At 70.3% G+C, this 14,578-nt stretch carries 13 protein-coding genes; 4 read left to right on the top strand and 9 right to left on the bottom strand.

From position 1 onward, the window contains the following. Positions 1-348: 348 nt before the first annotated feature. Genes pgl through tkt form a run of 5 tightly spaced genes read right to left on the bottom strand, consistent with a single transcriptional unit; the run spans position 349 to position 6,930 of the window. Positions 349-1,131 (bottom strand): 6-phosphogluconolactonase, encoded by a 783-nt coding sequence (gene pgl / locus ACZ4RZ_RS08755; RefSeq protein ID WP_467743268.1) that lies wholly within the window; start codon positions 1,129-1,131, stop codon positions 349-351. After that, positions 1,128-2,165 (bottom strand): glucose-6-phosphate dehydrogenase assembly protein OpcA, encoded by a 1,038-nt coding sequence (gene opcA / locus ACZ4RZ_RS08750; protein WP_467743267.1) that lies wholly within the window; start codon positions 2,163-2,165, stop codon positions 1,128-1,130. The genes pgl and opcA overlap by 4 nt, the downstream gene beginning before the upstream one ends. Continuing rightward, positions 2,162-3,685, bottom strand: coding sequence for a glucose-6-phosphate dehydrogenase (gene zwf, locus ACZ4RZ_RS08745; RefSeq protein WP_467743266.1), 1,524 nt, complete (start codon positions 3,683-3,685; stop codon positions 2,162-2,164). The genes opcA and zwf overlap by 4 nt, the downstream gene beginning before the upstream one ends. Positions 3,686-3,689: 4 nt before the next feature. Further along, a complete protein-coding gene (tal, locus tag ACZ4RZ_RS08740; protein ID WP_467743265.1) occupies positions 3,690-4,808 on the bottom strand; it encodes a transaldolase in 1,119 nt (372 codons plus the stop codon). A 34-nt stretch (positions 4,809-4,842) separates the two neighbouring features. Beyond that, a complete protein-coding gene (tkt, locus tag ACZ4RZ_RS08735) occupies positions 4,843-6,930 on the bottom strand; it encodes a transketolase (RefSeq protein ID WP_467743264.1) in 2,088 nt (695 codons plus the stop codon). A 355-nt stretch (positions 6,931-7,285) separates the two neighbouring features. Between tkt and ACZ4RZ_RS08730 the strand changes: the two genes are divergently transcribed. The 4 genes from ACZ4RZ_RS08730 to ACZ4RZ_RS08715 all read left to right on the top strand — a co-directional run bounded on the left by ACZ4RZ_RS08730 (position 7,286) and on the right by ACZ4RZ_RS08715 (position 10,833). After that, entirely contained in the window at positions 7,286-8,272 is a 987-nt protein-coding gene (locus ACZ4RZ_RS08730; RefSeq protein ID WP_467743670.1) for a heme o synthase, read from the top strand. Between the two features lie 84 nt (positions 8,273-8,356). Beyond that, a complete protein-coding gene (locus ACZ4RZ_RS08725; protein WP_467743263.1) occupies positions 8,357-8,713 on the top strand; it encodes a hypothetical protein in 357 nt (118 codons plus the stop codon). A gap of 227 nt (positions 8,714-8,940) precedes the next feature. Next, positions 8,941-10,047, top strand: coding sequence for an amidohydrolase family protein (locus ACZ4RZ_RS08720; RefSeq protein WP_467743262.1), 1,107 nt, complete (start codon positions 8,941-8,943; stop codon positions 10,045-10,047). Between the two features lie 21 nt (positions 10,048-10,068). Continuing rightward, the gene (locus ACZ4RZ_RS08715) at positions 10,069-10,833 is read left to right on the top strand and encodes a nucleotidyltransferase (protein WP_467743261.1); all 765 of its coding nucleotides are present in this window, start codon (positions 10,069-10,071) and stop codon (positions 10,831-10,833) included. Positions 10,834-10,846: 13 nt separating this feature from the next. On the opposite strand, the gene ACZ4RZ_RS08710 is transcribed toward ACZ4RZ_RS08715, so the two are convergent. The 4 genes from ACZ4RZ_RS08710 to ACZ4RZ_RS08695 are packed head-to-tail and all read right to left on the bottom strand — an operon-like array spanning position 10,847 to position 14,435. After that, complete coding sequence (locus ACZ4RZ_RS08710; RefSeq protein WP_467743260.1) at positions 10,847-11,854, bottom strand: COX15/CtaA family protein; 1,008 nt, start codon at positions 11,852-11,854, stop codon at positions 10,847-10,849. A gap of 42 nt (positions 11,855-11,896) precedes the next feature. Further along, on the bottom strand, positions 11,897-12,613 hold the full coding sequence (locus tag ACZ4RZ_RS08705) for an ABC transporter permease (protein WP_467743669.1): 717 nt from the start codon (positions 12,611-12,613) through the stop codon (positions 11,897-11,899). A gap of 50 nt (positions 12,614-12,663) precedes the next feature. After that, positions 12,664-13,587, bottom strand: coding sequence for an ABC transporter ATP-binding protein (locus tag ACZ4RZ_RS08700; protein ID WP_467743259.1), 924 nt, complete (start codon positions 13,585-13,587; stop codon positions 12,664-12,666). An 11-nt stretch (positions 13,588-13,598) separates the two neighbouring features. Continuing rightward, positions 13,599-14,435, bottom strand: coding sequence for an AAC(3) family N-acetyltransferase (locus ACZ4RZ_RS08695; protein ID WP_467743258.1), 837 nt, complete (start codon positions 14,433-14,435; stop codon positions 13,599-13,601). Positions 14,436-14,578: the final 143 nt, after the last annotated feature.

Below are 14,578 nucleotides of genomic sequence, written 5' to 3'. Positions count from 1 at the left end.
CCTACCCGTCCCATCCTTCTGGGGCTCCGCCCCAGACCCCGTAGGCCGGTTCGTCGGCTGCGGGCCGGTGGGGGTTGCTCGCGCAGTTCCCCGCGCCCCTTCGGCGGGGCTTCGCCCCGATCCCCCGCCCGCCCCGGTTTCTTTGGCTGCGGGTGGGTGGGGGCCGTTCGCGCAGTTCCCCGCGCCCCTGAAAGGGGCGCGGGGAACTGCGCAATCCTTTAGGGGGGTCTGGGGGCAGCCCCCAGGGATGGGACGGGTAGGGGCGGCGGGGGCGACTCCATGGACACAGAAGGCCCCAGGTCGCTGACCTGGGGCCTTCTGGTGGAGCCGAGTACGGAAGCCGAGGGCTCAGGGCGAAGCCGGCGGATACAGCGAGCGAGGCAGCTGGGCGGCCGCTGCCGCGTCCAGGAGCCACAGGGTGCGGGAGCGGCCGTAGGCGCCCGCTGCCGGGGCCTGGACCTCGCCCGCGCCCGACAGGGCGATCGCTGCCGCCTGGGCCTTGTCCTCGCCCGCTGCCAGCAGCCACACCTCGCGGGCGGAGCGGATCGCGGGCAGGGTGAGGGAGATCCGGGTCGGCGGGGGCTTCGGTGCGCCGTGTACGCCGACCACCGTCCGCTCCGTCTCCCGCACCGCGGGGAGCTCCGGGAAGAGTGAGGCCACGTGGGTGTCGGGACCGACGCCCAGCATCAGGACGTCGAAGGTCGGCACGGAACCGTGGTTCTCGGGCCCGGAGGCCTTCGTGAGCTCGGCGGCGTACGCTTCCGCCGCCGCGTCCACGTCGGCGCCGTACGGACCGTCGGACGCCGGCATCGGGTGCACCCGCGCGGGGTCCAGCGGCACCGAGTCCAGCAGCGCCGCACGGGCCTGTGTGTCGTTGCGGTCCGGGTCGCCCTCGGGCAGGAACCGCTCGTCGCCCCACCACAGGTCGAGGCGGCCCCAGTCGATGGCGTCCCGCGCGGGCGCGGCGGCCAACGCGGCCAGGAGGCCGTTGCCGTTGCGGCCGCCGGTGAGCACGACCGAGGCGTAGCCGCGCGAGGCCTGCGCGTCCACGATCTTCGTGATCAGCCGGGCCGCGGCGGCCTGGGCCATCAGCTCCTTGTCGTGGTGGACGACGAGCTGCGGAGTGCTCACTTTGCGGCCGCCTTCTTCGCGGGAGCCTTCTTGGCCGCGGCCTTCTTGGCCGGAGTCTTGGCGGAGGCCTTCGTCGCGGTTCCCTCGGAGGCGGAGGCCTCCGCCTCCGGCGCGTTCAGGCGGTCCACTCCGTACCGCAGCGCCGACGCGTACGTGTCGTCCGGGTCGAGGCGGCGCAGCTCCTCCGCGATCAGCTCGGACGTCTCGCGGCGCTTGAGCGCCACCGCGCGGTCGGGCTGACCCTGGATGGACAGGGTGGCCAGGGAGCCGTCGGCGCGGTCCAGGACGATCGGGCCGCAACTCGTGTCCATCCGGACGGCGGTGAGGCCGGGACCGGAGGACAGGGAGCGCTTGACGGGCACGTCGAGGCGGTCCGCGAGCCACATGGCGAGCAGCTCGCAGCTCGGGTTGAACTCCTCGCCCTCCACCTCGACCGCGTCCACCTCGCAGGTGACCTGGTCCAGGGCCGCGGCCAGCATCGAGCGCCAGGGCGTGATGCGGGTCCAGGAGAGGTCGGTGTCGCCCGGTGTGTAGGCGTCGGCGCGGGCGCTCAGCTCCCGAACCGGCGCCTCGGCCGCGTAGGTGTCGGTCACGCGGCGCTGGCCGAGCGCGCCGAGCGGGTCCTTGGCCGGGTCGAGCGGCGCGTTCACCGGCCACCAGACGACGACGGGCGCGTCCGGCAGCAGCAGCGGCAGGACGACCGACTGGGCGTGGTTGACGACCTCGCCGTACAGGCGCAGCACCACCGTCTCGCCGGTGCCGGCCTCCGCGCCGAGCCGCACCTCGGCGTCCAGGCGCGACTTCGTGCGGTCGCGGGGCGAGCGCGAGACGCGCTTGATGACCACGAGGGTGCGCGAGGGGTGCTCGCGCGAGGCCTCGTTGGCGGCCTTCAGGGCGTCGTAGGCGTTCTCCTCGTCGGTGACGATGACGAGGGTGAGGACCATGCCGACGGCGGGCGTGCCGATGGCGCGGCGGCCCTGGACGAGCGCCTTGTTGATCTTGCTGGCCGTGGTGTCCGTGAGATCGGTCTTCATGGGCGACGCCAGCTCCGTCCGTCTCGCTCGAGCATTTCGTCCGCCTCGACGGGGCCCCAAGTGCCCGCGGGGTACTGCGCGGGCTTGCCGTGCTTGTCCCAGTACTCCTCGATCGGGTCGAGGATCTTCCAGGACAGCTCGACCTCCTCGGTGCGCGGGAAGAGGTTCGAGTCGCCCAGCAGGACGTCCAGGATCAGGCGCTCGTAGGCCTCCGGGCTCGACTCGGTGAAGGACTCGCCGTACGCGAAGTCCATCGAGACGTCCCGGATCTCCATCGAGGTGCCTGGCACCTTGGAGCCGAAGCGGACCGTGACGCCCTCGTCGGGCTGGACGCGGAAGACGATCGCGTTCTGGCCCAGCTCCTCCGTCGCCGTGTGGTCGAAGGGGGAGTGCGGGGCGCGCTGGAAGACGACCGCGATCTCGGTGACGCGGCGTCCGAGGCGCTTGCCGGTGCGCAGGTAGAAGGGGACGCCCGCCCAGCGGCGGTTGTCGATCTCCACCTTGATCGCGGCGTACGTGTCGGTCTTCGACTTGGGGTCGATGCCGTCTTCCTGGAGGTAGCCGACGACCTTCTCGCCGCCCTGCCAGCCCGCCGCGTACTGCCCCCGGACGCTGTTCTTGCCCAGGTCCTTCGGCAGCTTGGCGGCGCCGAGCACCTTGGTCTTCTCGGCGGCGAGCGCGTCCGCGCCGAAGGAGGCGGGCTCCTCCATGGCCGTGAGGGCCATCAGCTGGAGCAGGTGGTTCTGGATGACGTCCCGCGCGGCGCCGATGCCGTCGTAGTAGCCGGCGCGGCCGCCGATGCCGATGTCCTCGGCCATCGTGATCTGCACGTGGTCGACGAAGGACCGGTTCCAGATCGGCTCGAACATCGTGTTGGCGAAGCGGAGCGCCAGGATGTTCTGGACGGTCTCCTTGCCCAGGTAGTGGTCGATGCGGAAGACCTGGTCGGGCGCGAAGACCTCGTGGACGACCGCGTTGAGCTCCTCGGCCGACTTGAGGTCGTGGCCGAAGGGCTTCTCGATGACCGCGCGGCGCCAGGAGCCGTTCGACTGCTCGGCCAGGCGGTGCTTCTTCAGCTGCTTGATGACCACCGGGAAGGCGGACGGCGGCACGGAGAGGTAGAAGGCGAAGTTGCCGCCCGTGCCCTGCGCCTTGTCCAGCTCGTCGATGGTGGAGCGCAGCCGTTCGAAGGCGTCGTCGTCGTCGAAGGTGCCCTGCACGAAGCGCATGCCCTGGACGAGCTGCTGCCAGACCTCCTCGCGGAAGGGTGTCCGGGCGTGCTCCTTGACCGCGTCGTGGACCTCCTGGGCGAAGTCCTCGTTGGCCCACTCACGGCGTGCGAAGCCGACGAGCGAGAAGCCCGGCGGCAGCAGACCCCGGTTGGCGAGGTCGTACACGGCAGGCATCAGCTTTTTACGTGACAAATCGCCCGTGACGCCGAAGATGACCAGGCCCGACGGCCCCGCGATACGCGGGAGCCGTCGGTCTGCGGGGTCACGCAGCGGGTTGCTGCTTGACAAGGTTTCAGCCCTCCGAGGGGGCGAGGCGTTCGAGCTCTGCCTCTGTGGACTTGAGCAGGTCGTTCCAGGACGCCTCGAACTTGTCGACGCCCTCGTCCTCCAGGAGCTGGACCACGTCGTTGTACGAGATCCCGAGCTTCTCGACCGCGTCGAGCTCGGCGCGGGACTGCTCGTACGTACCGGCGATGGTGTTGCCGGTGATCTGCCCGTGGTCCTCGGTGGCCTCAAGAGTGGCCTCCGGCATGGTGTTCACCGTGTTCGGCGCCACCAGCTCGTCGACGTACAGGGTGTCCTTGTACGCCTTGTCCTTGACGCCGGTCGAGGCCCACAGCGGACGCTGCTTGTTGGCCTGCGCCTTGTCGAGGGCGGCCCAGCGGTCGGAGGAGAAGACCTCCTCGTACGCCTGGTAGGCGAGGCGCGCGTTGGCGACACCGGCCTTGCCGCGGGCGGCCTTGGCCTCGTCGGTGCCCAGCGCGTCGATCCGCTTGTCGATCTCGGTGTCCACGCGGGACACGAAGAAGGACGCCACGGAGTGGATCTTCGACAGGTCCAGGCCGCGCTCCTTGGCCTTCTCCAGGCCGGAGATGTACGCGTCCATGACCTCGCCGTAGCGCTCCAGCGAGAAGATCAGCGTGACGTTGACGCTGATGCCGAGGCCGATGGTCTCGGTGATCGCCGGGAGACCCGCCTTGGTGGCCGGGATCTTGATCAGGGTGTTGGGACGGTCCACCAGCCAGGCCAGCTGCCTGGCCTCGGCGATGGTCGCCTTGGTGTTGTGCGCCAGACGCGGGTCGACCTCGATCGATACGCGCCCGTCCTGGCCGCCGGTCGCGTCGAAGACCGGACGCAGGATGTCGGCGGCGTCACGGACGTCCGCCGTCGTGATCATGCGGATCGCTTCTTCGACGGTGACCTTGCGGGCGGCGAGGTCCGCGAGCTGCTGCTCGTAACCGTCGCCGCTGCTGATCGCCTTCTGGAAGATCGACGGGTTGGTGGTGACGCCCACGACGTGCTGCTGGTCGATCAGTTCGGCGAGATTGCCGGACGTGATCCGCTTGCGCGACAGGTCGTCCAGCCAGATCGCGACGCCTTCTTCGGAGAGGCGCTTGAGTGCGTCTGTCATGGAAATTGCATCTCCTACGTGTCGTATATCAGCGTCAGCGCTGGGCTGCGGCGATCGATTCCCGGGCGGCATTGGCGACGTTCTCGGCAGTGAAACCGAATTCACGGAAGAGCACCTTGCCGTCGGCCGAAGCACCGAAGTGCTCCAGCGAAACAATGCGTCCCGCGTCCCCGACGAACCGGTGCCAGGTCAGACCGATACCGGCCTCGACCGAGACGCGCGCCTTCACCGACGGCGGCAGGACGCTGTCCCGGTACCCCTGGTCCTGCTCCTCGAACCACTCCACGCACGGCATGGACACGACCCGCGTCGGCACACCGTCGGCCTGGAGCTGCTCGCGCGCCTCGACGGCCACGTGCACCTCGGAACCCGTGGCGATGAGGATGACCTGCGGCTCGCCGCCCTCGGCCTCGAAGAGCACGTAACCGCCCTTCGCCGTATCCTCGTTGAGCTCGTACGTCGGCACGCCCTGGCGGGTCAGCGCGAGGCCGTGCGGGGCGCCCTTGCCGAACACCTTCGTGTAGCGCTTGAGGATCTCGCGCCAGGCGATCGCGGTCTCGTTCGCGTCCGCGGGACGGACGACGTTGAGGCCGGGGATGGCGCGCAGCGAGGCGAGGTGCTCGACCGGCTGGTGGGTGGGACCGTCCTCGCCGAGGCCGATGGAGTCGTGCGTCCACACGTACGTCACCGGCACGTGCATCAGCGCGGACAGGCGCACGGCGTTGCGCATGTAGTCGGAGAACACCAGGAAGGTGCCGCCGTAGATGCGGGTGTTGCCGTGCAGCGCGATGCCGTTCATCTCCGCGGCCATGGAGTGCTCGCGGATACCGAAGTGAATCGTGCGGCCGTACGGGTTGGCGCCCGGCAGCGGATTGTCGGCCGGCAGGAACGAGGAGTTCTTGTCGATCGTGGTGTTGTTCGAGCCCGCCAGGTCGGCGGAGCCGCCCCACAGCTCGGGGATGACCGCGCCGAGCGCCTGGAGCACCTTGCCGGACGCGGCACGCGTGGCGACGCCCTTGCCCGCCTCGAAGACCGGGAGCTTCTCCTCCCAGCCGGCCGGCAGCTCGGTCGCGGCGATGCGGTCGTACTCGGCGGCGCGCTCCGGGCTGGCGGTGCGCCAGGCGGCGTAGCCCTTCTCCCACTCGGCCTTGGCCTCGCGGCCGCGGTCGAGGGCCTGGCGGGTGTGCGAGAGGACCTCGTCGGCGACCTCGAAGGACTTCTCCGGGTCGAAGCCGAGGACGCGCTTGGTGGCCGCGACCTCGTCGTCGCCGAGCGCCGAGCCGTGCGCGGCCTCGGTGTTCTGCGCGTTCGGGGCGGGCCAGGCGATGATCGAGCGCATCGCGATGAAGGACGGCTTGTCCGTCACCTTCTTCGCGGCCTCGATCGCGTTGTAGATGGCGTGCGGGTCCAGGTCGCCGTCCGGTTTCGGGGCGACGCGCTGCACGTGCCAGCCGTACGCCTCGTACCGCTTGACGGTGTCCTCGGAGACGGCCGTCTCGGTGTCGCCCTCGATCGAGATGTGGTTGTCGTCCCACAGCAGGACCAGGTTGCCGAGCTTCTGGTGCCCGGCCAGCGAGGACGCCTCCGCGGAGATGCCCTCCTGGAGGCAGCCGTCACCGGCGATGCAGTAGATGAAGTGGTCGAACGGAGACTCGCCCTGAGGGGCGTCCGGGTCGAACAGACCGCGCTCGTAGCGGGAGGCCATCGCCATGCCCACGGCGTTGGCGACACCCTGGCCGAGCGGACCGGTCGTGGTCTCCACTCCGGTGGTGTGCCCGTACTCGGGGTGACCCGGCGTCTTGGAGCCCCACGTACGGAAGGCCTTCAGATCGTCCAGCTCCAGGCCGAAGCCGGCCAGGTAGAGCTGGGTGTAGAGGGTCAGGGACGAGTGGCCCGCGGACAGCACGAAGCGGTCGCGTCCAACCCAGTCGGCGTCCGCCGGGTCATGCCGCATCACCTTCTGGAAGAGGGTGTACGCGGCGGGCGCCAGGCTCATCGCCGTACCGGGATGGCCGTTGCCGACCTTCTGTACGGCATCGGCGGCCAGGACGCGGGCGGTGTCGACGGCCCGCTGGTCCAACTCGGTCCACTCGAGGTCTGTGGTGGTCGGCTTGGTGCTCACCCTGGGTCAGGGCTCCTCTCCACATGTCACGCATGTCGAATGCCGGTGCACTGGGCGCCCACCGGCGGTGTTGAGCCTACCCCCGTAAGTACGTGCGTTTTTTCGACTCATTCCAGACTGCCGGGACTCTTCGGGATCCGCCTCCCGACTGGCCCGTTCCGTGTTCGGCAAGTGAATACGGAGCCGCTCGTACGAGTGCTCAATCGAGTGACGCCCGGCTCTTCCAGCCGGGCTGCTCAACACGACCCCACCCCCGCGAATGTCGGGGTCTGGGCAACGTCTACAGTGGCGTGGTACGCGCAAGCCTTTACGGGGAGTTCACACCTGGGGGCTTGCTGGGATGTCTCTGTCAGGGGTGTGCGTGACGGCCGTCGAATCCCGTCCAGCGGGTGGGGGCACCTCCCACGCCTTTCGGGCTGTGGGGGAGCTCGAGTCGAGCAGCAGCCGGGGCCGGCGGCCGCTCGGGGCCCGTGTCAAAGCGTTTGTGGCGCTGACCAAGCCGCGCATCATCGAACTGCTGCTGATCACCACCGTTCCGGTGATGTTCTTGGCCCAGCAGGGTGTGCCCGACCTGAAGCTGGTGCTCCTCACTTGCCTCGGCGGCTATCTGTCGGCGGGCGGCGCCAACGCGCTGAACATGTACATCGACCGTGACATCGACGCCCTGATGGAGCGCACCTCGCAGCGCCCGCTGGTCACCGGCATGGTCAGCCCCCGCGAGTGTCTGGCCTTCGGCATCACGCTGGCGGTCGTCTCGACGCTCCTGTTCGGCCTGACGGTCAACTGGCTGTCGGCGTGGCTGTCGCTCGGAGCGCTCCTCTTCTACGTCGTCGTCTACACGATGATCCTCAAGCGCCGTACGTCGCAGAACATCGTGTGGGGCGGCATCGCGGGCTGCCTCCCGGTGCTCATCGGCTGGTCATCCGTCACGAACTCCATGTCGTGGGCGCCGGTCATCCTCTTCCTCGTCATGTTCTTCTGGACGCCGCCGCACTACTGGCCGCTGTCCATGAAGGTCAGGGAGGACTACGCGCGCGTGGGCGTGCCGATGCTGCCGGTCGTCGCCAGCAACAAGGTGGTCGCCCGCCAGATCGTCATCTACAGCTGGGTGATGGTCGCGGTCTCGCTGCTGCTCACCCCCCTCGGCTACACGGGCTGGTTCTACACGCTGGTCGCGCTCGCCGCCGGCGGGTTCTGGCTGTGGGAGGCGCACGGTCTGCAGAACCGCGCCAAGGCCGAGGTGACGGGCGGCAAGCTCAAGGAGATGCGGCTGTTCCACTGGTCGATCACCTATGTGTCGATCCTCTTCGTGGCTGTCGCGGTGGACCCCTTCCTGCGCTAGTTCCCGGTGACGGGCGGGGTGCGTGGTCAAGGCCACGCACCCCGCCCGTCGCCGTTTGATCTACTCGTCGGTAGCATCCTGACCATGGCAGACACCCAGCAGGATGACGAGACGACCGGCGCCACCCAGGACGCCAAGGCCGAACGCAAGGCCGCCAAGCTCGCCCAGCAGATCTCCGCCTTCTCCAAGGCGCACGGCGGGGCCGAGGGGCAGGTCGCGTACATCGGACAGAAGGGCGCCCGGATCGTGCTCGTCGGCGAGGACGGCGGCTGGGGCGACCTCGTGGCGCCCACCTACGCGATCGCCGAGGAGGCCGTGAAGCGGTCCGGCATCACTGTTCACGAAGAGTTCGACGGCGAGTTCGCGGCGAAGGTGAAGACGGGCCCGTACGAGTGGACGCGCATGGCGGGAATCCAGCTGGGCGGCCCGCGAAACGCCTGAACCCGGCGTCGGCTGGAGCGCCTCGTCAGGAGCGCGTGCTGTATCGATATGCGGCTCCGCCGCGTGGGCGCGCCCAGCCATGGGCGGCCTGCTGACCACGAACTGCCGCACCTTCCAACCCGCTCATCCCGAAGAGCGCTTCGCACGGGGTGCGTACGGCCATCACCTGACCCCCGGTCAACCCGTTAGGACCTGTAAGCAGCGCAGCGTCTACGCGGGGAGTCCGGATGATCGAAACGCCGTCCCTGGTGGACCAGTACTGCCACGGCGTACTGAGGACGGAGCTGGGCCTCGGCACCTTCGAGGCCCAGCTCGCCAGAACCGAGGGCCCACCGGCCCCCGGCACCACCTTCTTCGACACACAGACCGGTTTCGCGGTACGCCGCTGGTGTCCGCCGCTGCTCGGTCTGGAGCCGCATTGCCCGCCCGCCCGTTATCTGGCCCGGCGTCGTGAACTCGGCGTACTGGAATCGGGCCGTCGGCTGTTGCGCGGCAGCGGCATCACGACGTATCTCGTCGACACCGGACTGCCCGGCGATCTGACGGGGCCAGGCGAGATGGCCTCCACGGGAGCCGCCGAGGCGCACGAGATCGTCCGCCTGGAACTGCTCGCCGAGCAGGTCGCCGACACCTCCGGCACCGTCGAGTCCTTTCTCGCCAATCTCGCCGAGTCCGTCCACGGTGCCGCCGCGAACGCCGTCGCCTTCACCTCCGTGGCGGGCATACGGCATGGTCTGGCGCTCGCGCCCGAGCCGCCCGGACCGGGCGAGGTGCGGGGTGCGGCGGGCCGCTGGCTGGCGGGCCGCCGGGTGGGCGGGCCGCTCAGCGACCCCGTCCTCCTGCGCCATCTGCTGTGGATCGCGGTGGCTTCGGGGCTGCCTCTCCAACTCCACGCGGGACTCGGCGAGCCCGGACTGCGCATCGACCGGACCGACCCCGTCCTGCTCACGGACTTCGCCCGCGCCACGGCCGGCCTCGGCACCGATCTCGTCCTCCTGCACGGCTACCCGTACCACCGGCACGCGGCTCACCTCGCCGGGGTCTTCCCGCATGTGTACGCCGACCTGGGCGCGGCCCTGGTCCGTACGGGAGCGCGCGCGGCCGCGGTCCTCGCCGAGATCCTGGAGCTGGCGCCCTTCGGCAAGCTCCTGTTCTCCAGCGGGGCACATGGCCTGCCCGAACTTCATGTAGTCGGGGCACGCCTCTTCCGCGAGGCGCTGGCACGGGTGCTCGGCACCTGGGTCGCCGAGGGGGCCTGGTCGTTGGCCGACGCGCAGCGGGTGGCGGGACTGATCGCGGCGGGGAACGCGCGACGGGTGTACGGGGTGGAGTGAGGACCGCCAGACTCCGACCCCATGACCGATGACGCCACGGCTCGTCTCCTCGACCGCTTCCTCGCCGATCTGAGGGCTCTTGCCCCGGTCGCCTTGTGGGCGCACGGCTCGCTCGCCGGGGGCGACTACCAGGAGGGGCGCAGCGATCTCGACCTGATCGCGGTCCTGGAGGGCCCGATCTCGCTCGGCACCGTGCGCAAGGTGGTGCGGCTGCACCGCCGGCTGCGCGCCGACGAGCCGCTCGCCGACAAGCTGCACTGCAGCTATGCGACGCCGGACACCGTGGCCGGCGCGGAGCGGTCGTACCTCACCTGGGCGCACAACCATCTGCTGAAGCGCCCGGTTACCCCGGTCACCCGGCGGGAACTGCACGCCTTCGGACTCGTGCTGCACGGCAGACCGCCGGAGGACCTGCTCCCACCCACCCCGGACCGCGAACTGAAGGCCTTCGTCGTACGGGACCAGAAGGACTTCTGGCGACCCGCGGTGCGCAAGGCCCGGCTCTGGAAGCAGAACGTCTGGGTCGACCTGGGGATGGTCACCTTCGCCCGCGCGACCGTCACCCTGCGCGAGGGCCGCCTGATCTCGAAACGGGAGGCCTTGGAGGCGCTCCCCGGACTGGGTGCGCCCGTCGACGTGGTCGCGGACATCAGGCGGCGGAGATACGAGGACCCCGCACCGCCCACGGAGGAGTGGACGGCGCGCCGGGCGGAGCTGACGAGGGCGTATCTGGGTCCCGCCATCGACGGCCTTGTCGCCGACTACGACGGACTCACGCGCGCGTGAGCGTCGATCGGACTCACGCGCGCGTGAGCGTCGATTCCGTCGAAGGACCCGGCAGGTCCGCCACGATGTCCGGGCGTTCGCGCAGCGCCAGCAGCACGCGCAGCACCGCGATCCACACCAGGCAGGAGCCGAGCATGTGGAGGCCGACCAGGGCCTCGGGGAGGTCCGTGAAGTACTGGACGTAGCCGATGACGCCCTGGGAGAGGAGGACGAGGAACAGGTCGCGGGTGCGGTCCAGCGGGCCCTTGGGGGCGTCGACCGCCTTGAGGACGAACCACAGGGCGAAGGTCAGCGTGACCACGATCCAGGCCAGCACGGCGTGCAGCTTGGCGACGTTCTCCCAGTTCACGTGCATGCGGTCGACCTCGCTTGAGTCGCCCGCGTGCGGTCCCGCACCGGTGACGACCGTGCCGACCGCGATCAGCAGCACGGCGGCGGCGACCAGGAACCAGACCAGTTGCTGCACCGACTTGCCGACGAGCGGACGCGTTTCGGCGTCGCCCTCGCGGGTGCGCTGCCACATGAGCGTCGCGACGGTGATGAGCGCCGTGGAGAGCAGGAAGTGGGCGGCGACCGTGTAGGGGTTGAGGCCGACCAGGACGACGATGCCGCCGAGGATGGCGTTGCTCATGACGATCCAGAACTGGGCCCAGCCCAGCCGGGTCAGGCCCCGCCGCCACGGCTTCTGCGAGCGTGCGGCGATGATCGCCCAGCCGACCGCCGCGCACAGCACGTACGTCAGCATGCGGTTGCCGAACTCGATGGCGCCGTGGAAGTCCATCGCGCTGGTGGGGGTGAGCGAGCCGTCGGTGCACTCGGGCCAGGTCGGGCAGCCCAGACCCGAGCCGGTCAGCCGCACGGCGCCGCCGGTGACCACGATGACCACCGACATGACGAGCGCGGCGAGGGCCGCGCGCTGGACCGTCCGGGGTGTCGGGGTCCAGCGTTCGGCGATGAAGACGAGCGGGTTGCGCACCGCGCGGAAGGCGTCGGCTCGGGTCACGTTTGGCACGTGCCCCATCGTAGGGGGCCGCTTGTGCACGCCTTCACGAGGGGGAGGTCTCTACTCCCACCGGAAGAATCGGGCGGCGGCTGCGAGACCCACGACCGCCCACACGGCCAGGATCCCCAGGTCCCCCCACGGCATCCCGGCACCGTGCTGGAGCACATCCCGCAACCCGTCGGAGAGCGCCGAGATCGGCAGCAGGCCGAGGACGTCCTGGGCGCCGGCGGGGAACTTGTCCATCGGGACGATCACGCCGCCGCCGACCAGGAGCAGCAGGAACACCAGGTTGGCGGCGGCCAGCGTCGCCTCCGCCTTCAGCGTGCCCGCCATCAGCAGGCCGAGGCCCGAGAACGCGGCCGTCCCCAGAACCAGCAACAGCAGCACAGCCAGCGGGTTGCCGTGCGGCGACCAGCCCAGAGCGAAGGCGATCACCGTCAGCAGGATCACCTGGAGAGCCTCCGTGACCAGCACGGACGCCGTCTTCGCGGTCATCAGGCCCCAGCGGGGGAGCGGGGAGGCGGCCAGCCGCTTGAGGACGCCGTAGCGGCGCTCGAAGCCCGTCGCGATCGCCTGGCCGGTGAACGCCGTCGACATCACGGCGAGCGCGAGGATGCCCGGGGCCAGGAAGTCGACCGCCTTGCCCTTGCCCGTGTCGACGATGTCGACCGAGCCGAACAGCACCAGCAGCAGGGTGGGGATGACGACCGTCAGGAGGAGCTGCTCGCCGTTGCGGAGCAGCATTTTCGTCTCGAGGGCGGCCTGCGCGCCGATCATGCGGGGCAGCGGCGCCGCGCTCGGCTTCGGGGTGTACGTACCGGCGATGGTCACGAACGCAGCTCCTTGCCGGTCAGTTCCAAGAACACGTCTTCGAGAGTGTGGCGCTCGACCGAGATCTTCTCCGGCATCACCCCGTGCTGCGCGCACCAGGACGTGACCGTCGCCAGCAGCTGCGGATCGACCTTGCCGCCCACCCGGTAGGCGCCCGGCGTCAGCTCGGCCGCCGTGCAGTCGGCCGGGAGGGCCTTCAGCAGGGACCCCACGTCGAGCCCCGGGCGGCCGGTGAACCGCAGGGTGTTCTCGGCGCCGCCGCGGCACAGCTCCTCGGGGGAGCCCTGGGCGATGACCCTGCCCGCGTCGATGATCGCGACGTCGTCGGCGAGCTGCTCGGCCTCGTCCATGTAGTGCGTGGTGAGGATGACGGAGACGCCGTCGGCGCGCAGATCGCGGACCAGGTCCCAGGTGGCGTGCCGGGCCTGCGGGTCGAGTCCGGCGGTCGGCTCGTCGAGGAAGACCAGTTCGGGGCGGCCGACCACGGCCATCGCCAGGGCGAGGCGCTGCTGCTGGCCGCCCGAGAGCCGCCGGTACGTCGTACGGCCGCAGCTGTCGAGGCCGAGCCGCTCGATGAGCGCGTCCACGTCCAGCGGGTGGGCGTGGAGCTTGGCGACATGGCGGAGCATCTCGTCCGCCCGGGCGCCCGAGTAGACGCCCCCGGACTGGAGCATCACGCCGATGCGGGGGCGCAGCGCCGAGGCCTCCCGGACCGGGTCGAGGCCCAGGACGCGCACCGAGCCCGAGTCCGGTCTCCGGTACCCCTCGCAGGTCTCGACCGTGGTCGTCTTGCCGGCGCCATTGGGCCCGAGTACGGCGGTGATGCCCGCCTTGGCCACCAGGTCGAGGCCGTCCACCGCGGTCTTCGTGCCGTACCGCTTCACCAGGGCCTGGACCTGGACCACGGGCTCGCTTCGCATGAGGCGCAAGTCTAAGGACGCCGTCGCGGCTCGGGGGCGCCGGGTCCCGCATCCACGTACAGGTGCCGTGGCCGGTGCAGCGCCAGCCACTGCTCCGCGTAGGCCACCGCGTCGGCCACCGGGAACAGCCTGGCGTCGGCCGCGCCCACCTTGCCCCGCACGACGGGACGGTCCCGTTCGAAGTCGGAGCCCAGCTCCTCGAACATCTCGGAGGTGATCGACACCTCCCGGACCACCTCCCAGCCCGTCGGGGAGGGGCGTCCCACCTCCACGACGGGCGACGGGATGCGGTACTCGGCCAGATGGAAACTCGTACAGGCGGCGTAGCCCGCGCCGAGCAGCAGGACCCGGGCACCGTCGGCCTCCAGGCGGGCCAGTGGGCTGCGCTCGCCGAGGCGGCAGTCGGGCGCGTGCGCCTCGGTGATCGCCGCCGCGCGCGGGCCGAGCGCCGCGAACGAGGTCTCCGGATGCGCGCTGCGCAGGGCGCCGGGCCAATTTCGTACGGTCTCCGGGATCACGCCGACCCCGCGGGAGGGCGTCACGCGCGGGTCGTATGCGGGCATCGTCGCCCGAATGGTCGACCACCACTCCTCGGGTACGGGCGGGCTGCTCCACAGGGCCGGGTCGGAGAGGTCGCCGGACTGGGTGGGGACCACCAGGGTGCCCTCGGGGCCGAGTGCGTCGAGCAGTCCCTGGACGACGGCGACCGGGCCGCCGTTGACCCAGCCGAGGGCGCTGAGGGAGGAGTGCACGAGAAGCGTTTCTCCCGGGCGTATGCCCAGCGAGAGAAGGTGTGCGGCGATCATGTCCCGAGTGACGAGTGGGCCGGTCGGAGGGGGTGTCGGCATGGTTCGGCAGTTTCCCCGAGAGCCCGGCCGGCCGCCACCGAATTGATCGATCAAAGATCGTTTCCGCAGGTCACCTTAGGTATACCTAAGTGATGCAGCGCACCGTCCACCCCTCAGGACGCGGCTTGTCAGGTTCTGAGGAA

Source organism: Streptomyces sp. NPDC027189, from assembly GCF_055566975.1.
Note: the sequence above shows the minus strand (reverse complement) of the source record. Positions and strands in the feature narration are given on the sequence as shown.